This is a genomic window from Nonomuraea sp. NPDC004702, assembly GCF_053601695.1.
On record NZ_JBSGCE010000024.1, the window covers coordinates 97,699 to 120,804 of the forward strand.

At 72.3% G+C, this 23,106-nt stretch carries 21 protein-coding genes; 8 read left to right on the forward strand and 13 right to left on the reverse strand.

What is annotated here, in order from left to right; translation table 11 throughout:
* Together ACWEJ6_RS27810 and ACWEJ6_RS27815 are read left to right on the forward strand one after the other, a co-directional pair.
* Entirely contained in the window at positions 1–417 is a 417-nt protein-coding gene (locus ACWEJ6_RS27810; RefSeq protein ID WP_452427380.1) for a hypothetical protein, read from the forward strand.
* An 11-nt stretch (positions 418–428) separates the two neighbouring features.
* Positions 429–1,988, forward strand: coding sequence for a hypothetical protein (locus ACWEJ6_RS27815; protein WP_452427382.1), 1,560 nt, complete (start codon positions 429–431; stop codon positions 1,986–1,988).
* Between the two features lie 4 nt (positions 1,989–1,992).
* On the opposite strand, the gene ACWEJ6_RS27820 is transcribed toward ACWEJ6_RS27815, so the two are convergent.
* Entirely contained in the window at positions 1,993–3,354 is a 1,362-nt protein-coding gene (locus tag ACWEJ6_RS27820) for an SDR family NAD(P)-dependent oxidoreductase (RefSeq protein ID WP_452427384.1), read from the reverse strand.
* Between the two features lie 59 nt (positions 3,355–3,413).
* Here ACWEJ6_RS27820 and ACWEJ6_RS27825 point away from each other — a divergent pair, with 59 nt between their 5' ends.
* Complete coding sequence (locus ACWEJ6_RS27825) at positions 3,414–5,180, forward strand: AAA family ATPase (protein ID WP_452427386.1); 1,767 nt, start codon at positions 3,414–3,416, stop codon at positions 5,178–5,180.
* A gap of 199 nt (positions 5,181–5,379) precedes the next feature.
* Here the strand turns inward: ACWEJ6_RS27825 and ACWEJ6_RS27830 are convergent, their stop codons facing one another.
* Positions 5,380–6,405: a threonine ammonia-lyase gene (locus tag ACWEJ6_RS27830; protein WP_452427388.1), complete on the reverse strand. Its 1,026-nt coding sequence runs from the start codon at positions 6,403–6,405 to the stop codon at positions 5,380–5,382.
* Positions 6,406–6,560: 155 nt separating this feature from the next.
* Between ACWEJ6_RS27830 and ACWEJ6_RS27835 the strand changes: the two genes are divergently transcribed.
* The 4 genes from ACWEJ6_RS27835 (at position 6,561) to ACWEJ6_RS27850 (ending at position 10,486) form a co-directional block, all read left to right on the forward strand.
* Positions 6,561–7,745: a hypothetical protein gene (locus ACWEJ6_RS27835; RefSeq protein WP_452427390.1), complete on the forward strand. Its 1,185-nt coding sequence runs from the start codon at positions 6,561–6,563 to the stop codon at positions 7,743–7,745.
* Positions 7,746–7,791: 46 nt separating this feature from the next.
* Complete coding sequence (locus ACWEJ6_RS27840) at positions 7,792–8,205, forward strand: SRPBCC family protein (protein WP_387678636.1); 414 nt, start codon at positions 7,792–7,794, stop codon at positions 8,203–8,205.
* A gap of 260 nt (positions 8,206–8,465) precedes the next feature.
* Positions 8,466–9,158 (forward strand): GNAT family N-acetyltransferase, encoded by a 693-nt coding sequence (locus ACWEJ6_RS27845; RefSeq protein WP_452427392.1) that lies wholly within the window; start codon positions 8,466–8,468, stop codon positions 9,156–9,158.
* Between the two features lie 101 nt (positions 9,159–9,259).
* Positions 9,260–10,486 carry an MFS transporter gene (locus ACWEJ6_RS27850; protein WP_452427394.1) on the forward strand — a complete coding sequence of 409 codons (1,227 nt, stop codon included), beginning with the start codon at positions 9,260–9,262 and terminating at the stop codon, positions 10,484–10,486.
* Between the two features lie 14 nt (positions 10,487–10,500).
* On the opposite strand, the gene ACWEJ6_RS27855 is transcribed toward ACWEJ6_RS27850, so the two are convergent.
* On the reverse strand, positions 10,501–10,830 hold the full coding sequence (locus tag ACWEJ6_RS27855; RefSeq protein WP_358295018.1) for a DUF3140 domain-containing protein: 330 nt from the start codon (positions 10,828–10,830) through the stop codon (positions 10,501–10,503).
* On the reverse strand, positions 10,827–11,066 hold the full coding sequence (locus ACWEJ6_RS27860; RefSeq protein WP_358295020.1) for a hypervirulence associated TUDOR domain-containing protein: 240 nt from the start codon (positions 11,064–11,066) through the stop codon (positions 10,827–10,829). Before ACWEJ6_RS27860 ends, ACWEJ6_RS27855 begins: the two co-directional genes overlap by 4 nt.
* Before the next feature lie 168 nt (positions 11,067–11,234).
* Between ACWEJ6_RS27860 and gdhA the strand changes: the two genes are divergently transcribed.
* Complete coding sequence (gene gdhA, locus ACWEJ6_RS27865) at positions 11,235–12,578, forward strand: NADP-specific glutamate dehydrogenase (protein ID WP_387678624.1); 1,344 nt, start codon at positions 11,235–11,237, stop codon at positions 12,576–12,578.
* A gap of 65 nt (positions 12,579–12,643) precedes the next feature.
* On the opposite strand, the gene ACWEJ6_RS27870 is transcribed toward gdhA, so the two are convergent.
* The 9 genes from ACWEJ6_RS27870 to ACWEJ6_RS27910 all read right to left on the reverse strand — a co-directional run bounded on the left by ACWEJ6_RS27870 (position 12,644) and on the right by ACWEJ6_RS27910 (position 23,044).
* On the reverse strand, positions 12,644–13,057 hold the full coding sequence (locus tag ACWEJ6_RS27870; protein WP_452427397.1) for a hypothetical protein: 414 nt from the start codon (positions 13,055–13,057) through the stop codon (positions 12,644–12,646).
* A gap of 24 nt (positions 13,058–13,081) precedes the next feature.
* Positions 13,082–13,828, reverse strand: coding sequence for an alpha/beta fold hydrolase (locus ACWEJ6_RS27875; RefSeq protein WP_452427399.1), 747 nt, complete (start codon positions 13,826–13,828; stop codon positions 13,082–13,084).
* Between the two features lie 21 nt (positions 13,829–13,849).
* Complete coding sequence (locus ACWEJ6_RS27880) at positions 13,850–14,116, reverse strand: hypothetical protein (protein WP_452427401.1); 267 nt, start codon at positions 14,114–14,116, stop codon at positions 13,850–13,852.
* 67 nt (positions 14,117–14,183) lie between these two features.
* Positions 14,184–15,932 carry a bifunctional metallophosphatase/5'-nucleotidase gene (locus tag ACWEJ6_RS27885; protein ID WP_452427403.1) on the reverse strand — a complete coding sequence of 583 codons (1,749 nt, stop codon included), beginning with the start codon at positions 15,930–15,932 and terminating at the stop codon, positions 14,184–14,186.
* A 46-nt stretch (positions 15,933–15,978) separates the two neighbouring features.
* Positions 15,979–16,788: a carbohydrate ABC transporter permease gene (locus ACWEJ6_RS27890; RefSeq protein ID WP_387678612.1), complete on the reverse strand. Its 810-nt coding sequence runs from the start codon at positions 16,786–16,788 to the stop codon at positions 15,979–15,981.
* The gene (locus ACWEJ6_RS27895) at positions 16,781–17,713 is read right to left on the reverse strand and encodes a carbohydrate ABC transporter permease (RefSeq protein WP_452427406.1); all 933 of its coding nucleotides are present in this window, start codon (positions 17,711–17,713) and stop codon (positions 16,781–16,783) included. The genes ACWEJ6_RS27890 and ACWEJ6_RS27895 overlap by 8 nt, the downstream gene beginning before the upstream one ends.
* A gap of 3 nt (positions 17,714–17,716) precedes the next feature.
* Entirely contained in the window at positions 17,717–18,964 is a 1,248-nt protein-coding gene (locus tag ACWEJ6_RS27900; protein WP_364336591.1) for an ABC transporter substrate-binding protein, read from the reverse strand.
* Positions 18,965–19,034: 70 nt separating this feature from the next.
* Positions 19,035–21,407: a phospholipase D-like domain-containing protein gene (locus ACWEJ6_RS27905; RefSeq protein ID WP_452427408.1), complete on the reverse strand. Its 2,373-nt coding sequence runs from the start codon at positions 21,405–21,407 to the stop codon at positions 19,035–19,037.
* Entirely contained in the window at positions 21,404–23,044 is a 1,641-nt protein-coding gene (locus ACWEJ6_RS27910; RefSeq protein ID WP_452427410.1) for a beta-N-acetylhexosaminidase, read from the reverse strand. The genes ACWEJ6_RS27905 and ACWEJ6_RS27910 overlap by 4 nt, the downstream gene beginning before the upstream one ends.
* Between the last annotated feature and the right edge of the window lie 62 nt (positions 23,045–23,106).

A 23,106-nucleotide genomic window follows, 5' to 3' on the forward strand; every position in this document is an offset into this window, starting at 1 on the left:
GTGAGGAGGCTGGTCATCGCCCTGGACACGTCGGGGTCGATGCCGGACCCGGTGGTGCGATGGGTGACCGACCTGGTCGGACAGGTGGACGGCGTGGAGGCGCGCTGGCTGAGCTTCGACGGCGCGATCATGCCGTTCCGTCCCGGCGAGCGCGTGCACGGAGGCGGCGGGACGGACTTCGGCCTGGTCCGCGACTACGTCGAAGGCCGGCACGCGGTGAACGGCGAACGGGTCGAGGAACCTCCCGACGCGGTGATCGTGCTCACCGACGGCCACGCCCCGCCGATCACGCCCGCCGAGCCCGACAAGTGGATCTGGCTGATCACGCCGGGCGGCGACGACTGGCCGGACCGGCACCGGCCGCCGATGGCCTGCCACCGCGTACGCCCGTTGGCGCCGGAAGATCTCAGCCCCTAGCGTGTCGGATCGTGAATGCCACGACCGTCACCTTCGTCAGGGCCCTCGACATCCACGGGTGCGCCGCCGGTCTGCTGCGCTTCGCGGCCCCGTACGAGGTGGACTCCCTCCTTGGCGATCCGCTCACGCAGGGCGCCTTCGTCAGCCACGGCATGCTCAACCGGGTCGTCGCCGAGGCGCTGCTGCGCCGTCCCGGCCCGAAGCGGCTCCCGCCCGCGGACGTGCTCCTCGACCCCGGGACGTGCCTGCCCGGCCGGCTGCTCGACCTGGACGACCCCCAGGTCAACGGCCGGCTGTTCCTCTCCCCCGGGATGCCGCGCAACCTCCTCAGGCAGCTCGCGCACCAGACCTCCCGCCACGACGGCCGCACCCCGCTGCCGTTTCCCCAGGACGTGCTGGAGGCGGCGGTCACCCAGAGGCACCAGTCGTTCCTGCTGCACGCCGCCGACCCCGGCATCGCGGCCCGTGCCCTGCGGACCCTGGGCAGGGGCGCGGACCCGCACGGCGCGATCCAGGCCTGCCGCACCCTGCTGGACGCCGGGCGCACCGCCGAGCTCGCCGAGCTGGTGGAGCACGACCTGCTGCCCGATGTCCGCTGGGGCGCCGAGGAGGCGGAGCCGAGCGTGAGCGCGTACGCGCGGGCCGCGCTGACCAGCGAGGAGGGCGCGGCGCGGCTGCGCGAGGTGAGCGAGCGCCTGCGGCGTCCCGAACGGCTGCGTTCGGCCGCCGAGCTGGCCGACGCCGCCGCCCGCGCACCGTACGACGGCGCGCGGGCCCGCCCGGTCGTCCACCGGCGGCACCCGTCGATCCCCCGGGTGGACTGGGCCGCCGTGCTCGACGGCGAGCCGGAGCGACGGCGACGCGAAGGCCCGCTGCCCTACCGCGCGGCCAGGCTCATGGCGCAGCGCGCGGACGTCCCCGAGGAGCTGCTGCTCCTGGCCGTCGCCGACCATCCCGAGCTGGCGCCGCTCGTCCCCAGCCCGTCACCCGCGCTGCTCGCCCTGGTCCGCGACCGTCTCCCGGCGGTCGGCGCGGGCGCGGTGGCGAAGGTCGCCGGGAACGGCTACGTCGCCGGCACGCTGACCGCCGAGGAGATCGTCGCCGGCCTGCCGCCCGAGGCGCTCGACCGGTACGCGGAGTCGCTGTGGCTGCCCGGCCTGCGCGGCACGGCGGCGGTCCGCACGCTGCTCGGCCGGGACGGCGACGTGCCGCTGCGCCCGTTCGTCGTGGACGAGACCGGTTCCGGCCCGCGCCGCCGCCTGCGGACCCCCGGCGTACGGGCCCACTGGGACGCCGAGACCCTCTACGGCCAGCTGGCCGCCGCCGAGCTGCGACGGCTCGGCGAGCTGACCGCCGACGAGGTGCTGTCCATGGTCAGGCCAGAAGCGGTGCTCGCGCCACCGCCCGGCGTGCTGCCGGATCCGCGCGTGCTGCGCCGGCTGGCCGAGCTGGTCCACCGGCACCTCGGCGGCAGTCCCGAGGCGTGGATGGTGGCGCTGCGGCTGCTCACGGAGGGCTTCGTCGGCACCCTGCCCGAGCTGCTGGCCACGGCGGGCGCGGTCGCCGGCTGACACCTCACCAGGGTGCGACCCGGTAGTCCTTCAGCAGGCATCCGTACGGCGGGTCGCCGGCCTCGCCGCGCACGATCGGGTCGTACACGCGGGCGGCGGCGTCCACCGCGTCCAGCGGCGGGCGGAACCCGGCGGCGGCCCGGCGGCGCCGGTCCGGGTCCGGCTGCTGGTCGGAGAACCAGCCCGGGTCCACGCTGGTGACGTAGACCCCCGCGGCGGCCAGCTCGGCGGCGCTGGTGAGGGTCAGCATGTTCAGCGCGGCCTTGGCCATGTTGGTGTGCGGGTGCTCGGGCCCCTTGTACACCCGGCCGAACTGGCCCTCGGCGGCCGAGACGTTCACCACGTACCTGCGCGGGCGCGGCGAGCCCACGAGCAGCGGGCGCAGCCTGCCGATCAGCAGGAAGGGCGCGGTCACATTGATGAGCTGCACCTCCAGCAGCTCCACCGGGTCGACCTCGTGCACCAGCCGGGTCCAGGAGTTGTCCGGCGCGGGGTCGGGGAGCAGTCCCGCGACGTCCACGGCGACGCTCACCGCGGTGTCCGGCGCGCCCTCCTCCGGCGGAGGCGTCTGCCCGGCGGTCAGCTCGGCCGTGTGCTCGCCCGCGAGCAGCGCCTCGTAGGAGGCGGCGGGCGGGCGCACGGTCTGGGCGGCCAGGTTCACCAGGATGTCCAGCGGCTCTCCCGCGGCCACCTGCTCGTCGCACCACCGCACCACCGCCGGGACGTCCCGCAGGTCCATGCCGGTGACCGTGAGCCGGTCGGCCCACTCCTCGTGATCCGGCACGGCGGCGAAGCGGCGGCGCGCGTCCTGCGGGAACCGGGTCAGCGCGGTCACCGCGGCCCCGTCCCGCAGCAGCTTCAGCACCAGCTCGAACCCGGCCTTCACCCGGCCGCCGGTGACGACGGCACGCCTGCCGGTGAGGTCTGTGCGGGCCGTGCGCCGCCGCGCGTTCTCCTCGGCGCACACCGGGCAGAGCCGTTCGTACCGCTTGTCGGCCGTACGGAAATGGGCCTTGCACACGTAACACCTGGTCAGGCCGTCGATACGCGAGGACGGCTCGGCCGCGCGGGCGACGGCCCCGGCGGCCGGGCCGGGAACGCCGGTCGTGACGGCCGGAGCGGGGACTCCGGTCGTGACGGCCGGAGCGGGGACTCCGGTCGTGACGGCCGGAGCGGGGGCGCCGGCGAGCGCGGCCGCGTCCCGCTCGGCGAGCCGCCGCCGTTTCCCGGCCCGCTCGTGGTGCCTCGTCCTGCCGAGGAAGGCTTGGGCCGCTTCCCGGACGCGGACGCGATCGGGATCATCCTCGGGCGCCTCGGCCAGCTCGGAGAGCACTCTCAGGCACGCCTGCAGGTCGTCGTCGCGCACAAATCAGATGATATTGCTGGGTCTGTCCCGCTCTACTGAGATCCATGGGAGGAACACGGGTGACGTCGAAGCTGGCCGACTTCATCGACGCGATGATCGATCTGGGCATGACCGGCCAGGTCTTCGGCGCGCACGGCATCGGCAAGACCTCGACGTTCTTCTCCCACCTCAGGGACCGGTACCGCCTGGTGTACGTGCCGGCCGCCAACCTGACCCCCGACGACCTGCTCGTCAACGCCCCGGTACGGCAGGACGGCCGGCTCGTCCTGCGCCAGCTCATCATGAGCCGGCTTAGGCCCGGCCGCCCCTTCGTCCTGCTGATCGACGACTCGCTGCAGGCCGGCGACCTCATCCAGGCGCAGCTCATGCAGATCGCCTCCTCGTGGACGCTGGGCGAGCACGACCTGCGCGCGCTCGGCTGCGTGGGCGTCTTCCTCACCGACAACGAGTCTGCGGAGGAGACCGCCGCACGCCGTACCGACCTCGCGATCCTGGACCGCATGACCACGCTGCGGATCACCGCGGCGGACACGGCCTGGCGGCAGGCGCTCTCCCGCAGGTTCCGCGGCACCGACCTGTCCGGGGTCTTCCGCGTGTGGGCCTCCCTGCCGGCCGAGCTGCGCCACCGGTTCTCGCCGCGCACCCTGGAGCACGTGCTCGACTGCGCGCTGGCCGGGTTGCCGCCGCACTGGGGCCTGCCGCTGCTCAACGGCGAGCGGCTGCGTCTGGCGGTGCGCCGGGCCGACGGCACGCCCGGCCCCGACCAGGCGCCGGAGATCCTGGAGCGGATCGTCGCGGAGCTGCGCCGGGCGGGCGCGGACGTGCCCGCGCCCGGCCATCTGCCCGACGCGGTCCGCAGGGTGGTCCGCGAGGCGCTGCGGCGGCGCTGGGCCGTGCTGGTCCAGGGCCCGCCGGGGTGCGGCAAGACCGAGGTGGTCAAGGAGGTCGTCCGGGAGGAGCTGGGCCGCGACCCGATCTACTTCTCGCTGCCGGTCACCAACGTCGAGGACCTCTGCGTGCCGCTCCCCACCGCCGACGGCACGCTCGACAACCTGCTCGCCGGGATCTTCGTCGGCCCCGAGCCCAAGGCGATCGTGTGGGACGAGTACAACCGGCCCAAGGACCGGTCGGCCTTCGCCAGGCTCATGGAGGTCACCCAGGAATGGTCGCTGGCCGGGCGGCGCATCGAAGGGCTCCAGGCGCAGGTCGCGCTGCAGAACCCGCCCTACCATCTGGGCCGCAGGCTGCTGGTCGCGCGCAACACGATCGCGCAGGCCTCCCGCTTCACCGTCTCCCTGGACATCGGCCCGGACGACATCCCGGCGAACGAGTGGCTGATCGCGCGGTACGGCGCGGTCGCCGAGACCGTCCTGGAGTGGTGGAAGAACGACATCGACGACGAAGGTCGCGCCTGGCTCACCAAGCGCACCCTGGAACGCCTGATCAAACTGCACGGCCGCGGGCTGCCGCTGGAGATGGCGAAGATCTACCTGGGCGACGGCGAGTACGCGCCCGTCCCGCTCGCCGACCTGGAGGCCAGGCTCGCCGACCGGCGGGTGACCGGGCTTCGCGAGCTGACCGACGACCTCGACGGCTGGGCCGAGCGACTGCGCCGGGCGGCGGACGAGGGCCCCGAGGGCACGGACGCGAGCGACGTCGTGCACCGCGTCCTGGCCAACGCCGAGCTGTCGCAGCTGCGCGCCCACCGGGGCACCGCCGCCCGCCTGGCGCCCCTGCTTCCGCCCAAGCTCAAGGCCACCTACCTGATGGGGGTGGACGGCGAGCGCCAGCGCTTCTGGATCGACGTCTTCACCGGCCGGCCCTGACCCCGAGGCGCCGTCCGCACCGTCCGCACCGTCCGCACCGTCCGCACCGTCCGCGCCGTCCGCGCCGTCCGCACCGTCCGCGCCGTTCGCGCCGTCCGCGCCGTCCGCGCCGTTCCCGCTGTTCGCGCCGTTCGCGCCGTCCGCGCCGTTCGCGCCGTCCGCGCCGTTCGCGCTGTCCGCGCTGGGAAGCGGTCGTGGTCTACGGCGGGGGTGCGCCGATCCAGCGGCGGTAGGCGTCCATGTCGACGTTGGCGCCGCAGACGATGGTGACCACGTGCCGGCCGGCGAAGCGGTCGCGGTCTTCGAGGATCGCCGCGACGCCTAGCGCCGCCGACGGCTCCACCACCAGGCCGGCGTGGTCGAGGAGCAGCCGCATGCCGGCCACGATCGACTCCTCCCGCACCAGGACGGCGTCGTCGGCGACCACGAGAAGGTCGTCCAGGACTGCCGGGATCGGACACCGGCCCGCGACGCCGTCGGCGATGGTGCGGGTCGGGCCGGTGGTGACGACGCGCCGCCGTCGCCACGAGAGGGTCATCGCGGGCGCGCCCAGCGGCTGGACGCAGATCACCTCGACGCCGGGCGCGAGCTCCTTCAGCACGTGCCCCACGCCGCTGGCCAGCGCCCCGCCGCCGAGCGCGATCAACACGGCCTCGTACGGCGGCACAGCGTCGTACGGCGGCACAGCCCCGTAGGGTGGCACAGCGTCGTAGGGCGGCACGGCTCCGGCCAGTTCCAGGCCGATGGTCGCGGCGCCCTCGCAGGTCTCGATGTCGAGGCTGTCCTCGACCAGCCGGATGCCGTGGTGCCGGGCCATGGCCGCCGCCCGCTCGCGGGCCAGGTCGAAGTCGCCGTCCACGAGCTCCAGCCCGGCGTCCAGGGCGCGGATGCGGTCGAGCTTGGCGGCGGGCGCGGAGCGGGGTGCCACGACGGTGACGCCGAGGCCCCGCCGACGGCCGGACCAGGCGAGGGCCTGGCCGAGGTTGCCCGCGCTGGCGCACACCACGGCCCGCGCGCCGCCGTCGGCGAGCAGGCTCGCGACCAGCTCCGTGCCGCGGGCCTTGAAGCTGCGCACCGGGTTCGCCGTCTCCAGCTTGACGCTCACCGCGCACCCGAGGTGGGGCTCCAGTGCCGGGCAGGGGAACAGCGGCGTGTCGAGGAACATGGGGTCGATCATCGGGCGTGCCGCCCGGATCCGAGCAGTGTCGAGCCGCGTCTCCCGCACGGCACAGGAGCGTAGCAACGGCTCCCGCACGGCACAGGAGCGTAGCAACGGCTGGGCCGCGAGAACCCGGACACGCGGCGCGACCGTCCGTACACTTTCTGTCGCTGGTCTGCGTGGCCTTACGGCCCGGTCAAGAGAGGGCGGGGTGGGGAGCGATGAGCGAGGTCCACGGCGGCGGGCCGCCGCCGGGCGCCGCGGAGGCCGCCGGGCCGGAGTCGGTGACCTGTCACGAGGATCTGGTGAGGCTGCTGGCCGAGCAGTTCGCCCGGGCCGACGTGTCGCTGCGGGAGTTGCAGGCGCGGGCCGACAGGTCGGGCGGCGCCCGGTTGCCGCGCAGCACGTGCGCGGACATGCTGGCCGGTCGGCGTTTCCCCAAGAAGGCGGTCATGGTGGCGTTCCTGCGGGGGTGCCGCGTGCCCGAGCACCAGCTGCCCGCGTGGGAGCGGGCCTGGGACCGGGTGCGGATCAGCCGGCTGCCCGCCGGCGTCTGGGACGACCGCGGCTCGCCGGCGTCCGACGGCCCGCATACGTTCGGCAGCCCACGGGCATCCGACGGTCCGCAGACGTCCAGCGGCCCGCAGACGTCCAGCGGCCCGCAGACGTCCGACGGCCCGCAGACAGCCGGCAGCCCGCAGGCGTCCAGTGGCATGTTGTCGGCCGCGGTCGGCTCGGCGGGGCCGGTGCTGCCGGGCGGGGCGGCGGCGGTCGTGGGCGGTGGTGGACTGCGGCGGGCCGTCCTGTTCGCCGGGATCGCCGTGCCGGTGACCGCCGCGCTGGTCCTGGCCGTCGTCGTCGCCCTGCGGTTGACGGGACGGCCCGAGCCGCGGCCCGAAGGCGCGTCCGGCCAGACCGTGGACTCCGGCCAGATCGTCACTGACGACGGCCGCGCGTTCCCTCGCGGCGGGTCGAGCCGGTTCACCGTGAGCGTCAGCCCGGCCAACACCGGCGTACGGCTGATCCGCCGGCTCGACGCCGGCGTCGGCCTGCAGGACGCGACCATCACCGTGGACGGCGTCCCCGCGGCGAGGTGGCGGCCCCTGCTGGAGGACGCCGTCCACAAGTGGCGGAACCAGATCGTCGATCTTCCGCCGGGGCTGACGGCGGGGCGGCGGGCGCTCACCGTCGTCAACACGTGCGTGTCCGAGACGGGGTTCAACGAGTTCCTCTACACCGTGGAGCACCGGATCAACGGCGTCTGGTCGGTCGCCGACCGGGTCGACGTGGGCCCCGACCACCCCGCCAGCGAGGCGGCGCACGACTACCGCGTCGTGCGCGGCGACTGGGCCCACCACCAGACCTTCGCCTACCCGCCACGAAAGGAGGACTGGGACGTTCGCTAACATAGCGAAGTACTTCATAATGAAGTACGTAAACAAAGGATCCCCCATGGCCTCCATCCGGCACGAAGTCGTCATCGACGCCTCCCCCGACCACATCTGGGACGTCCTGCGTGACGTCGGAGCCGTGCACGAACGGCTGCTCCCGGGCCGCGTCGAGGACACCAGACTGGACGGCGACCAGCGGTTCCTGACGTTCCCCGACGGGCACGTGATCCGCGAGCTGATCGTGGCGATCGACGACGACGCCCGCCGTCTGGCCTACGCGGTCGTGGAGGGCGCGAGGCCGCCGCTGGCCCACCATCACGCCTCCTTCGAGGTCCGTCCGGAGGGCGAGGGGGCCGGCCGGCTGATCTGGATCACCGACGTGCTGCCCGACGCGCGAGCCGCCGAGGTCGGCCTGCGGATGCGGTACGGCGCGGCCGAGATGAAACAGGCGATCGAAACCACGTCCCGCCACTAACCCGTTCCCCACCCGCCGCCACCCCACCGCCGACCCACCGCTGCGCCGCCACAAAGGCCGGGCACAGGAGCTGCCTCAGAACCCTGTGCCGCGCCCGGCACACGATCCGGCACAGGGCCCAGCACAAGGGGCCCAGCACAGGGGCGGGTACAAGGCCCGGCACAGAGCATCGTGGTGAGGTCACTAGGATGACCGGCGCCGGATGACCCCCCGTCCCCTCCAGCCGGCTCCCCCGCACCACCCGAGAGGCGCACACCACGATGGCGGACCGCGACGCCACCCCGCTCGACGACCCGGTAGGCGCGTCACTGCGCGGCCGTCACGCGCACCTCGCCCGGCGGCTCGGCGCGGCGGTCACGTACCGGGCGGAGGTGGCGACCTTCTCCTCGTTCCCGGCCGAGCCGGACGAGCGGGCGTGGGCCGACCTGGCCCGGCTGCTCGGGCCGGGCGAGCTCGCCGACCTGTTCAGCTCCCCGGCGACCCCGCCGCCCGGCTGGGAGCCGGTGTTCGCCCTCGACGGCCGCCAGCTGATCTGGGACGGCGGCGACCGCGTCCCCGCCGCGCCCGACGACGTCACCGAGCTGGGCGCGGACGACTTCCCGCACATGCTCGACCTCGTCGCCAGGACGCGACCGGGGCCGTTCTGGGCGCGTACCCGCGAGATGGGCGCCTACCTCGGCGTCTTCGACGGCGGGAAGCTGGTCGCGATGGCGGGCGAGCGGCTGCGACCGCCGGGCTGGACCGAGATCAGCGCCGTGTGCACCGCGCCCGAGGCGCGCGGCCAGGGGCACGCGGGCCGCCTGGTCGGCGCCCTCGTCTCGCGGATCGTGGCCCGCGGCGAACGCCCGTTCCTGCACGTGGCCGAGGCCAACACCGGCGCGATCGCCCTCTACGAGCCACTCGGCTTCCGAACCCGCCGAACCGTGACCTTCCGAGGCTTCCGCACCCCCTGACGCCCCCGGTTCCCGCCCCCGTACGGCCCGGGGCGGGCGCTCGGGTCCTGGTGGAAAACGCGTTGCCTCGGGTGCTCGGTGAAACGTATGGTTTTGCGCTCGTGGTCACAGTCGTGGAACGGGTCCTGCCGGCCCGGTTGGGGACAGGGTTCCGATGGTTGCTGGCGTCGAGCTGGCTGACGAATCTCGGTGACGGGATCGCGGCCGCCGCCGGCCCGCTGCTGATCGCGACGCTGACCCGCGACCCCCTGATGATCTCGCTGTCCGCCCTGGTGAGCTGGGCGCCGCCGCTGGCGTTCAGCCTGTACGCCGGCGTCCTGTCCGACCGGTACGACCGCCGCAGGATCGTGCTGGTCGCGAACGCCGTGCGCGCCGTGGTGCTGGCGGCGCTCGTCGTGCTCATGGCGACCGGCACCGTGACCGTGGCGACGGCGCTGGCGGCGCTCACGCTCCGGTCCATCGCCGAGGTGTTCGCCGACAACGCGACGTCCACGCTGACGCCGATGATGGTCTCCAGGGACGACCTGATCGTCGCCAACGCCCGCCTCGGCACCGGGTTCATCACGCTCAACCAGCTCGCCGGACCGCCGATCGGCGCGGCGCTGTTCGGATTGGGCCTGACCTGGCCGTTCGCGAGCCAGCTGCTCCTGGTGCTGGCGGGGATGGTCCTGGTCTCCCGCATCGCGCTGCCGGCGCGGGTCCGGCCGGACGGCGCGCCGCGTCCGAACACCGTGCGCGAGCTCGTCGCCGGGTTCAGCTGGACCGTGCGGCACCCGGCGGTCCGCACGCTGGCGCTCACCATCCTGATCTTCAACTTCACCTTCGGCGCGGCCTGGTCGGTGCTCGTCCTCTACACCCAGGAGCAGCTCGGCCTCGGCGCGATGGGGTTCGGCCTGATGACCACCATCGGCGGGATCGGCGGCCTGATCGGCACCGGCCTGTACGGGACCATCACCCGCAGGGTCAGCCTCGGCGCCCTGATGCGGATCGGGCTCATCATCGAGACGTTCACCCACCTGGGCCTGGCCCTGACCCGTTCGCCATGGATCGCCGGAGCCATCTTCCTGGTCTTCGGCGCGCACGCCTTCATCTGGGGCACCACCTCGGGCACCGTCCGCCAGCGCGCGGTCCCGCAGGAGCTGCAGGGACGGGTGGGCAGCGTCAACACCGTCTGCGTCTACGCCGGCCTGGTGGTCGGCTCGCTGATCGGCGGCGTGCTGGCCACCCGGTTCGGCGTCGCGGCGCCCTTCTGGTTCGCCTTCGCCGGTTCGGCGGTGTTCGTGGTGCTGCTGTGGCGGCAGCTCATGCTCATCGCCCACGACGACTGAGCAGCGAGCGCCGCTCACTTGAGCGGGTCGTGCCCCCAGTTCATCAGCGAGTAGCGCCACCGGGTCTCCCGGACGTCACCGGACGGGCGTTGCGCCAGGTGCCGGTGGATGTAGCCGATCACCTTGGTCATGTGCTCGTAGTCGTGGCCGGTCCAGGCGGACCTGCCCTTGCGCAGGAGCCGGACGATCTCGCGGCCGGAGGCGTGGCCGGTCGACTCGCCGCCGCCGTCCTGCTTCTGGCCGACCTCCTTCGACTCCTCGGTGTCCAGCCAGCGTTCCAGCTCGTGCGCGGTCATGTTGACGGCCTGGCCGAACTCGGCCGCCACGTCCCGGTCGTCGCTCACTTCGCGCCCTTGCCCTTGTCCTTGCGCAGGGCGGACGGCTTGTGCACGGCCTCGCGCCCGCTCTTGTCGCTGCGCACGACGTACTGCGGGTCGTCGGGCGAGGCCGCCACGGTACGGCCGGCCTCCTTCGTCCTCTTGGTGATCTTCTTCTCCACCTTGCCGCGGGCCGTGGACCCGTGGCTCTTCCAGGAGACCTCGTCACCCACGGACGGATCGTCCTTGCGCTTGCCGGTCATAGGATCCGCGCTACCCCACCGCCCTTCCGCACTCGGTCAGGCGGGCAAACCTTCCTTTACCGGCGCCGTCCCGGGTTCGGCGACGGCGTCCTCGGGGCGGGGCGGCTGCTGCTCACGCGTGGCCGAATCGTAAAGTGAGCAGGATCGCACCAGTGATGTAGGGAGCCCTTGTTGCACGAGAAACTGTCGTCGACCTACGACAACGTCCTGCGCCGGAACCCCGGCGAGGTCGAGTTCCACCAGGCCGTGCGCGAGGTGCTCGAAAGCATCGGCCCAGTTCTCGGCAAGCATCCCGAGTACGCCGAATCGAAGATCATCGAGCGGATCTGCGAGCCCGAGCGGCAGATCATCTTCCGCGTGCCGTGGCTGGACGACCGGGGCGAGGTGCAGATCAACCGCGGCTTCCGGGTGGAGTTCAACAGCGCGCTCGGGCCGTACAAGGGCGGGCTGCGCTTCCACCCGTCGGTCTACCTGGGCATCGTGAAGTTCCTCGGGTTCGAGCAGATCTTCAAGAACGGCCTGACCGGCCTGCCCATCGGCGGCGGCAAGGGCGGCTCGGACTTCGACCCCAAGGGCCGCTCCGACCGCGAGGTGATGAGCTTCTGCCAGAGCTTCATGACCGAGCTCTACCGGCACATCGGCGAGTACACCGACGTCCCGGCCGGTGACATCGGCGTCGGCGGGCGCGAGATCGGCTACCTGTTCGGCCAGTACAAGCGCATCACCAACCGCTACGAATCCGGCGTGATCACCGGCAAGGGCCTGGTCTACGGCGGCGCCCAGGTACGCACCGAGGCCACCGGCTACGGCTGCACGTTCTTCGTGGACGAGATGCTCAAGGCCCGCGGCACGTCGTTCGACGGCAAGCGGGTCGTCGTGTCGGGCTCCGGCAATGTGGCCGTCTACACGATCGAGAAGATCGAGCAGCTCGGCGGCGTCGTGGTGGCCTGCTCCGACTCCTCCGGCTACGTGCTCGACGAGAAGGGCATCGACCTCGACCTGCTCAAGCAGGTCAAGCAGGTCGAGCGGGGCCGTCTGGAGACGTACGCCGAGCGCCGGGGCGAGCAGGCCGTCTTCGTCCCGGACCGCAGCGTGTGGGAGGTGCCCTGCGAGGTGGCGATGCCGTCCGCCACGCAGAACGAGATCACCGGCCGGGACGCCGCGTTCCTGGTGGACAACGGCCTGGTCGCGGTCGGCGAGGGGGCCAACATGCCGACCACGCCGGAGGGCATCAAGGTGTTCCTGGAGGCGGGCGTCGCGTTCGGGCCGGGCAAGGCGGCCAACGCGGGCGGGGTGGCGACCAGCGCGCTGGAGATGCAGCAGAACGCCAGCCGCGACTCCTGGACGTTCGAGTTCTCCGAGCGCCGCCTCCAGGAGATCATGCAGGACATCCACGGCCGCTGCCTGCAGACCGCCGACGAGTACGGCATGCCGGGCAACTACGTGGCCGGCGCCAACATCGACGGCTTCCGCCGGGTCGCCGACGCCATGCTGGCGCTGGGCCTCATCTGACCGCGCCGGCGCCTCGGCCTGCCCTCCCGCCCCGGCCGCCCTCCCGGCGCGGCATGCGCGAGAGGTCAGGCCGGGGCGCCGGGAGGCAGCTGGTGGTCGGCCCAGACGTAGGTCTCGGGCAGCAGGTCGGTGACGGGGACCGTACGGAGACGGTCGCCGTCGCCCACGATGACCTGGAGGGCCGGGAAGTAGTCCAGCAACACCTGACGGCACCGGCCGCACGGCGGGACGACCCCGCGCTCCCGGTCCCCCACCGCGACGATCGTGTCCAGCTCGTACGCGCCCTGGGCGGCCGCCGTGCCGATGAGGACCAGCTCGGCGCAGGGCCCGCCGGTGAAGTGGTAGGCGTTCACCGCCGTGACGATCCGGCCGTCGCGGGTGCGCGCGGCGGCCGCCATGGTGTGGTTGTCACCCCGGCAGCGAGTGCGGGCGACCTCCGCGGCCGCCTGGACGAGTTCGCGGTCGACGTGCGGGCTCACTGCTCCTCCTCGTGACCTGGCGCGTCAGGCGCGGGTCTGCTCGCGCAGGAACCCGACGATCAGTTCGGTGACCTCGTCCGGCCGTTCCATGCTCGCCAGGTGGGCCGCCCAGGGCAGCTCGACGTTGCGGGCGGCGGGCAGGTCGGCCTCGGTGTGCCGGAAGTCGGCGACGTCGTGCGCGCCCGACACGGCCAGGCACGGCATCGTCACGGCCGCCGGGTCCACCTGGACCTTGACCGGGCCGACGACCCCCTCGGCGAGCTGGAGCTCGTAGGCGCGCAGCTGCATCTCGTGCACGGCCCGCCCGGCCTTCTCGTCGGCGTCGGGGCCCAGCCAGCGGTCGACCATCAGCTGCGCGGCGCCCGCCAGGTCGCCGGCCTCGACCAGCGCGTCCTCGCGCTCGCCGACCGCGCGCAGCTCTGCGCTCGGCTCCCGCCACGGCAGGGCGGCGGAGAGCAGGATCAGCGCCGCCACCCGCTCGGGGCTGCTCGCGGCGACCTCCAGCGCCACCTTCCCGCCGTAGGAGCAACCGGCCAGGAAGAACCGGTCGATGCCCAGGCTGTCGAGGAGGCCCAGCACGTCGCCGGAGTTGCTGTACGGCTCGGTGGGCAGTGGGCTCTGCCCGAAGCCGCGCAGGTCGCACCGGACCACCCGGAAGCCGGCGGCGACCAGGGGCTCCCACTGGGGGTCCCACATGCGCCGGTCGCAGACCCCCGCGTGCAGGAGGAGCAGGGCCGGTCCGTCGCCTGCCACGTCATAAGAAATCGTCATCGCGCAGACGTTACCAGTCATTCACTGACCGGTTTGTCCCACGCGAGACGGCGCCGGGGCATTTCCGGCGACCCTGGCCATCCAGGCCGTCACGCCCAGCACCACGGCCGCCAGCACCCCCGGCAAGGCCGTTCCAGGGACGTCACAACGACCTCCCCGGCCCGGCGAACGCCACGGACAGCCGCCGAACGCCCCCGGCAGGCCGCGCAGCCGGGCCGTGGCCGTGTCGGCGTTGTGCCGCAACCGCTCCGCCTCGGCATCGCCCTGGGAGTCATGCCGACGATACATACCGGTGATCGGAGCATGCCCCAACTCCGGGGCGCGGAGGGCCGTGCGGCCCCCCGCGCCCAGAGCACTACGGCAGGGCCACCGCGCGGTCCAGGGCGGGCGGGGTCAGCGGGCCCTGTCGCAGGTAGGCCCGCATGGCCTCGTAGTCGCGGCTGCCGCGCACCGCGTCGGTGTACCCGGCGAAGGCGGTGTAGCCGTCGGCGCCGAGCAGCGTGTACGCCAGCGCCGCGAGCCGGTAGGTCCGGCCGGTGTCGAGCGGCTGGCCGTTGATGACCACGTCGGCGGGGTTGATCCGGTCGCCCACGGGCCGGTTCGGGGAGTAGGAGAAGCGCACGTTCTTCGACACGGCCAGCGGGGCGAACTTCACGGTGCCGTCGGCCTGCGTCTGCCACTGCTGCTCCAGGGCCTGCTCAAGCTGCGAGCCCTTGACCGAGACCGTGACCACCGGGTTGGCGTAACCCCAGGCGGCCCACGACTCGCCCATGAGCACCTTGCCGTCGGCGTCGGCGGCGTTGGCGCCCTTGGCGAACCTCAGGTCGCCGCGCAGCGAGTTCGAGCCCTTGGTCGGCGCCACGGCCACCATGGCCAGGTCGGCCTTGCCGCCCTCGGTCTGCTGGGAGTCGAAGTACTCCACGTCGGCCACGGTGTTGCCGAGCGTGCTCTGCCCGGTCACGTCGCGGGTCCTGGTGAGGTCGCCGGTGATGGTCCCGTACGGCTTGGCGTAGGTCTCCTTCTGCATGGCGTTCCAGTGGTCGACCAGCTTCACCATGGCGGGGTCGGGCGCGATGTCGCGGGTCACCGGGTGGTTGGCCGCGGTGGTCGCGGTCCTGATGACGTCGCGGGTGCGGCGGTCGAGCTTGAGGTTGATCTCGCTGATGAGGCGGCCGTGGTTGGCGGCCTCGACGACCGGGCGGGGGTTGCCCGCGGGGTCGGGGATCGAGCAGTTGAAGTACCAGTGCCAGTGGCCCGTGACGATGGCGTCGATGTCGGGCGAGGCGTTCTTGGCGAAGTCCCAGATGGGTCCGGCCTTCTGGTCCGCGCAGCCGCTGTAGTCCTCGCCGGCCTTGCCGCCCTCGTGCACGTTGGCGACGATGGCCTTGACGCCGCGGCGCTTGAGGATCTCGGCGTACTTGTTGGCCGTCTCCACCAGCGGCAGGTTGTCCAGCGACGGCTGGTAGGAGGTGGAGCCGTCCACAGTGGTGGGCGTGGTCAGGTTGATGAACCCGACGGGGATGCCCTGGAACCGCTTGATCACGTACGGCGGGAGCACCGGGCGGGTGTCGCCCTTCATGGTGATGTTGGCCGTGGAGATGTCGAAGTCGGCGCCCTGGAAGGGCTGCCCGTCGGAGTCGGTGAAGCAGCTGTCGAGCCCGACCTCGCCGAAGCACTCCCCCTTGCCCATGTGGTCGCGCAGGAACTCCAGGGACCGGTCCAGCTCGTGGTTCCCGACCGTGGTGAACTCCACCTTGATCTTGTTCAGGAACTCGATCGTGGGCTCGTCGGCGTGGTACGACACCTCGGTGGGCCAGCCGCTGAAGTTGTCGCCGCTGGAGAAGGTGACCGTGTTCTCGTGCCCCTGCCGGAGCCGGTCGAGATGCGCCGCCAGGTACGGCGCGCCGCCCACCACCAGCGTCTTCCCCTGCGGATCCTTGATCGTGCCGTCGGTGGCGTTGCTCTGCGGGGTGATGTAGCCGTGGAAGTCGGTGAGCGACAGCAACTGCACGTCCACGGGCTTGGGCGCGGCCAGTGCCGGTGACGCGGACGAGGCCAGAGTGACGCCTAAGGCGACAATGATCCACTTACGGAACGAAGACACGCAGACTCCTAAATAAGGGGATATAGCGGGAGAAAAGACTTGCGGATCAGCCCTTCGAGCCGGTGAACGCGATCCCGGCGATCAGCTGCCGTTGCATGACCACGAAGAGAACGATCACCGGCAGCGAGGCCACGACGGACCCGGCGAAGAGGATGGGGTAGTTCGTCAGGTACTGGCCGCGCAGCGAGGCCAGCCCGGCGGAGAGCGTCATCATCTCCGGATCGGTGTTGACCACCAGCGGCCACAGCAGGCTGCTCCAGGACCACATGACGGTCAGCAGCCCGAGCGCCAGCAGGCCGGGCCGGACCAGCGGCAACATGATCCACCAGTAGATCTGCAGCGGGTTGGCGCCGTCCAGCCGCGCCGCCTCGTCCAGCTCCCTGGGCAGGGTCTTGAAGAACTGCCGCAGCAGGAACGTGCCGAACGCGCCGAAGACGCCGGGGGCGATGAGCGCCTGGAGGGTGTTGAGCCAGCCGAGGCCCTGCATGATCTCGTACCGGGGCAGCAGGAACAGCTCCCCCGGCACCATCAGCACGGCCAGGAACAGCATGAAGATCGGCCCGCGCCCGGGGAAGTCCAGCCGCGCGAAGGCGAAGGCCGCCAGCGAGCACAGCAGCAGCTGCCCGGCCGTCACCGCGGCCGTCACGACCACCGTGTTGAGGAACTGCCGCCCGAGCGGCACGGTCCGGAACACGTCGGCGAAGTTGTGCCACTGCCAGGAGGGGACCGCCGTGGGCGGCACCCGCATCGACTCGGTCATGGTCTGCAGCGAGACCACGAGCTGCCAGACGAACGGCATGACCATGATCAGACCGCCGATGAGCAGGACCGCGTGCACGATCCAGCGCCTACTCATAGTGGACCCACCGCCTCTGCAGCCGGAACTGGACGGCGGTCAGCATGAGGATCAGGGCCAGCAGCACGACCGCGATCGCGGCGGCGTAGCCGCGGCTGTTCTGCACGAAGCCCTGCTCGTAGAAGAGGTAGACGATCGTGCGGCTGCCCGCCAGCGCCGGGCTCTTGGTGTCGATCATGAGGTAGACCAGGTCGAAGACCTGCAGCGTGTTGATCAGCGTGATCACCACGACGAAGAACGTGGTGGGCGTGAGCAGCGGCAGCGTGATGCGGAAGAACTGCCGCACCCGGCCCGCGCCGTCGATCGAGGCGGCCTCGTAGTAGTGCTTGGGGATGCCCTGCAACCCGGCCAGGAACAACACCGCGTTGTACCCGAGCGAGGTCCAGATCCCGACCACCGCGACCGCGTAGATCGCGAACTCGGGGTCGGACACCCAGTACGGCCCGTCGATCCCGGCCAGGCCGAGCAGGTAGTTGATCGGCCCGAAGTCGCCGTTGTACAGGTAGCGCCAGGTCAGGCCGACGGCCGCGGGCATGGTGACCACCGGCAGGAAGTACAGCGTGCGGTAGAAGCCCAGCCCGCGCAGCCCCGGCACGTTCAGCAACGCCGCGATCACGATCGACAGCGGCACCCCGACCAGCACGAGCACGGAGTAGAGCAGCGTGTTGCGCAGCGCGCCGGCCATCTCCTCGTCGCCGAGGAGGGCGATGAAGTTGTCCAGGCCCACCCACGTCTGCCCGCCGAACACGCCCGACTCGGTGAAGCTGAGGTAGAGCGTCTGGACGATCGGCCACAGGTAGAACACGGCCAGCCCGAGGGCCATGGGCGCGATCAGCCCGTAACCCCACAGCCAGTCGCGTCGCGACCGCCGCCCCGGCGGGGCCGCCGCCTTGACGGCGGCGGCCCGTTCCTCGGTCAGCACCATCGGCTACTCCTTGGCCAGGATCTCGTTCATCTGCGCGGCGATCTCCTTGGCCGCCTCCGCGGTCGGCCGCTTGCCCGCCCACGCCTCGGCCAGGAGCTTGTTCTGCACGTCCTGCCACTTGGCGGTGTTGAGCGAGACGGGGTACGGCACGCCGTTCGGGATCGAGGCGTCGAAGGTCTCCTTCAGGTGGTAGTCCGGGAAGGCGGCGAACCAGCCGTCCTGGGTGCCGGCCCGCGAGGAGACCGAGGCGCCGCCGGAGTCGCTGAGGATCTTCTCGGCCTCGTCGGAGGACAGGAACGTGGCGAACTGCGCGGCCTCGGCCGGGTGCTCGCTCTTGGCCGAGACGGAGTTGGCCAGGCCGAGCAGGATGACGGCCTCCTGCGCCGGCCCCTTGGGCAGGGGCGCCACGTCGACCTTGCCGCCGCGCTCGGTGTTGGTCTTGAACGTGCTGGCCAGCCATGAGCCGCCGTAGTACATGGCGTACTTGCCGGTCATGAACAGCTGCACGGGGCTGGTGTCGGTGGTCGCCTGGGCGGGCGGGGCCACCTTGTCCTTGTTGATCATGTCGGTCCAGAACTCCAGGCCCTGGATGGAGCCGGGCTCGTCGAAGCCCGACTTCTTGCCGTCGGCGGAGATGACGTGGCCGCCGGCCTGGATCATCGTGGGGTAGAAGCCGCCCTGGTCCCACAGGGGGGCCAGCAGGCCGTACTGCTTCTTGGCCGGGTCGGTCAGCTTCTTGGCGGCGGCCTTGAGGTCGTCCCAGGTCCAGTCGGCGGTCGGGTACGCGACGCCGCCCTTGTCGAACAGCTCCTTGTCGTACCAGAGCACGGGGACGCCGACGTCGCGCGGCATGCCGTAGAGCTTGCCGTCGTAGCGGTAGCCGTCCACGATGGCCTGCGGGAAGGCGCTGACGTCGGCGTTCTCGAAGGGGGCGATGACGCCGCCCTTGGCGTACATGCGCACGTTGAGGCTGTTCATCCAGAAGACGTCGGGGGCCGCGCCGCCGGTGGCCGCGGTCTGGAGCTTGGTCCAGTACTGGTCCCACGGGGTGATCTCAAGCTTGACGGTGACGTCGGGGTGCTGCTTCTGGAAGGCGTCGATGATCTTCTGGGTGCTGGGCTGGTCGTTCTTCTCCCAGATCGCGTAGCTGATCGTGACTTTTCCTGGCTTGGTGGCGGTGGTGTCGGAGCCGGAGCCACAACCGGCCAGTGTCATCGCCAGGGCGGCGGCGAGTGCCATACGCAGGCGCACGGGCAGTTCCTTTTCTCTAGAAGGCGTCGGGGGATGGTGATCAGGGTCTCGGTCGCGGCGGGCGGCGGGCTCAGAGTCCGGTGTTGGTGAAGCCGGTCCTGGCCACGACGTCGCCGTATCCGTTGGCGTCGAAGTCCTCGACGTAGAAGAGGTGGAACCCGCTGCCGTCGGCGGCGACGGCGGTGCCCGACTGGTCGCCGGCGGTGTTCGGGTTCATGCGCTCGCAGGGGAAGCGGCCGGTCGTCGTCCCGTCGGCGTTGAACCCGCGGGCGTACACCTCGTGGGAGCGGCCGGCGTTCCACAGGTCGGACTCGGTCCAGCCGACCACGAACCGCCCGGTGTCGTCGACGGCCACGGACGGCGACCCCTGGACGGCGCACCGGTAGGTCTGGTCCACCTTTCCGCAGAGCGGCGGGTACTCCTTGCCGCCGTCGGAGGGCGTGTTCGGCGCGTACCTGCCGAACGCGACGGGGAGCTCCGCGAACCTCTGCCCCAGGGTGGGCGTCAGGCCGCGCGTCCGCACCCGCCAGACGGTCGTCACGTCGCCGCCGGTGACCGCCACGTTGTCGCTCCAGGCCACGACGCTGTCGCCGCCGGGGGTCGTCGCCACGGCGGGGGCCAGGTGCTGGGTGGCGGCGTTGGTGTTGATCCGGGTGGCTGCGGCGACGGTCGCGCCGGTCGCCGAGATCCGCCTGCCGTACACGTTGGGCGCCTGCTGCCAGACCACGGTCGCGGTGCCCGCGCCGTCGACGGCCACGTCGGGCCGGTCCCCCGTGCCCACCTGGAGCGGCGCGAAGGAACGGGCGGTCAGCGAGGCGTAGCCGGCCGCGCGGACGGTCCCGGTCGGCCCGTCCTCCCAGGCCACCGTGAACCCGCCGGCGCCGCGGACCGCGATCCTCGGCCGGGTCTGGTCGCCGCTCCACTGCGGGTCGTTGGCCCAGATCGTCGCGCTCAGCGTGCCCGACGGCGAGAGCCTGCGCACCGCGATGTTGTGCTCGCCCCGGCAGTCGCCGTCCTCGGCCCAGGCGACGTAGGCGTTGCCCGCGTCGTCGACGCCGGCCGACGGCTGCACGTGGTTCCAGCCGGCGGCGCAGCCGACGCCGCCCATCGAGACCTTGACGGGGCCGGTCACCGGCTGCCCGTCTCGGTAGATGCGCGCGTAGACCTCGGCGCCCTCCACCGAGGCGCGGTCGCGGTCGTCCTCCCAGGCCACGGCCGTGTAGCCGGACCGCATGGCGGCGGCCCTGGGCGCGCGCTGGTCGTCGGGGCCGTTGGCGGTCATCTGGAGTCCGGCCCCGGGGAAGGCCCTGGGGACGATCTTGACGACCTCGTCCTTCATGGCGGCGAAGTCGGCGTCGTACGCCGCGTAGACGGCCGGGTCGTCGACGCGGACGAAGGAGTCGTCCGAGGCGGTCAGGGAGCCGCCGTTGAGATTGTGGGAGCCGGTGTAGACGTAGCTGCGCCGCGCGCCGCCCGCCGCCGCCGACGGCCCATCCACCAGGATGATCTTGGAGTGGATGCTGTCCGGCGCGCAGGTGTCGCCGATCGGGTAGTGGCAGCCGCCGGGCCGGAAGGTGTGCACCACGATCCCGCCCTTGGCCAGCTCGGCGGCGGTCGCGGCCGTCTGGTTGCCCTCGGCCACGAGCACCTGGACGTCGCAGCCCTGCTGCTTCTTGGCCTTGAGCTCGGCGATGACCAGCGGCCGGTCGGTGGCGAACTGCGACTGCACCACGCGGATCGAGCCGGGGCAGCCCACGTCCCGGATCATGGCCGCGACCAGGTCGGCGCTGCCGTAGGCGCTCTGGTCGTAGGCGGTGTCGCGGGGCTCCATCCAGACCGTGACCTTGCCGCTGGTGGCGGTGAACGGCGCCCGCCAGGAGGTGCGCACCTGGGAGGCCAGCGTGTCGAACACCTGCCGGTAGCCGTCGGCCAGCGCGGCGTCGCCCGAGCTGATCAGCATGTTCTGGTGCAGGCCGGTGTCGGGGGCGAGGTTCTGCGAGCTCTGCACGACCACGTCGGTCCTGCCGTCCGTGAGCCGGCTGAACACGAGGAACTTGTGGTGGCTGATGTCGGTGTCCGGCCCGTTGCAGCCCCTGTCGCAGAGCGTGACGGGCACGCCGGCCGCGGCCAGCTCGTCCAGGAGCGCGTTGTGCCCAGATCCCTCGGACACCACCCGTACGTCCACCCCCCGGGCGTGCGCAGCCACCAGCGCGTCCTTGACGGCCTTGATCTCCAGCACGAAGGTCGCCACGCGCAGCGTGGAGTCCGGGGCGGCCAGCCCGATCAGCTCCAGCACCTTCGCGGGCAGGGGGTCGGCGAGCGTGCCGTCCACGCTCGGCCTGCTGAAGTACGCCGACAGCTCCGGAGCCGCCGCCTGGGCCGGGGTGACCAGTCCGAGTAAGCAGGACAGGCCGACGAGGACGACGGACAGACGCTTGATCATGCTCGCTTCCCTTCGCTGAGGTTGCGCCGCAGGCCGCGGGTCCAGGCCGCCACCTCGGCCTCGGTCTCCGCCCGCTCCTTGGGCCGGCCGCGGACGTCCGGCCGGGTCTGCCACGGCTCGGGGCCGGTCTCCTTGCGGTACTCCACGCCCAGCGCGGCCAGCCGGCGCTCGTGGTGGCGCAGCCGCGCCAGGAAGTCGTCGAAGTCGCCGCCGGCGGGGCTCCACACGACCTCGGCGAAGGCCGACAGCCGCGGGAAGGCCATGTAGTCGAGCCCGCGGGGCGAGTCGATGTGCTCGGTCCAGAGGTTGGCCTGCGCGCCGAGGACCCGGGCGGCCTCGGCCTCGGTCAGCTCCGGCGGCACCGGCTCGAAGCCGTGGACGTCGCGCAGCGAGATCACGTTGCCGATCGGGACCGGCTCGTCGGGCCGGTCGGACTGCCGGAAGTCCAGGTAGAGCTCGGTGAAGGGGCAGGTGACCACGTCGTGCCCGGCCCGCGCCGCCGCGACCGCGCCGTACGTCCCGCGCCAGGACGCCACCGTCGCCCCGGGTGGCAGGCCGCCCTCGATGATCTCGTCCCAGCCGAGCAGGCGACGGCCGCGCGCCGCCAGGTGGTCGGAGAACTGGCCGATGAACCAGCTCTGCAGCTCCTCCTCGTCGCGCAGGCCGAGCTCGGCGATGCGGCGCTGGGCCGACGGGCTCTGCCGCCACTGCTCCTTGGGGCACTCGTCGCCGCCCACGCAGACGTACTCGCCGGGGAAGATCTCCATGACCTGGTCGAGCACGTCCCGGTAGAAGGCGAGCGTGGCGTCCTCGACGTTGAGCACGTTGGGCGAGACGCCCCACCCGGTGGCGACCTCCAGCCGTTCGTCGAGGTTGCCCAGCTCCGGATAGGCCGCGATGGCCGCCTGCGAGTGGCCGGGCAGCTCGATCTCCGGCACCACGGTGACGAACCGGTCGGCCGCGTACGAGACGATCTCGCGCAGGTCGTCCTGGGTGTAGAAGCCGCCGTGCGGGCGGCCGTCGAACACGCCGTGCCGGCGGTCGCCGAGCGGGCTCTCCCTGCGCCAGGCGCCGACCTCGGTGAGCTTCGGATACCCCTTGACCTCCAGCCGCCAGCCCTGGTCGTCGGTGAGGTGCAGATGCAGCACGTTGAGCTTGTGAGCGGCCAGCAGGTCGATGTACCGCAGCAGGTCGGGCTTCGGCAGGAAGTGCCTGGCCACGTCGATCAGGCAGCCGCGCCACCGGAAGCGCGGCCGGTCGGCGACGGTGACCGGGGCGAGCAGCCAGTCCTGCTCGCCGACCGCGCCCCTGCGGAAGGCCGCGGGCGGGAGGAGCTGGCGCAGGGTCTGCGCGCCGTAGAACGCCCCGGCCGCGTCGCCCGCCTCGACGCGCACCCCGTCGGGACGCACGGTCAGGCGGTAACCCTCCGGGCCGAGCCCGGCGGTCAGGGCGAACTCGATCGCCCCCGGCCCCGGCGCTCCGGCGGGCAGCGGCAGGCCGGTCGCGGGCGACAACGCGGCCCGCAGCCAGCCCTCCACCCGCGACAGGCCGGGAGGGGCGGCGATCACTGTGGTCGCGGTGAGGGCGAAGGGTTCCCCGCCGTCTGGGGTCACATGGACGGGTCGTGGCAGCAGCAAGACAGGTCCCTGGGGGGGTTCGGGGGCGGGATCGTCGGTCGGTGACAGGGCGGGCGGCGGGT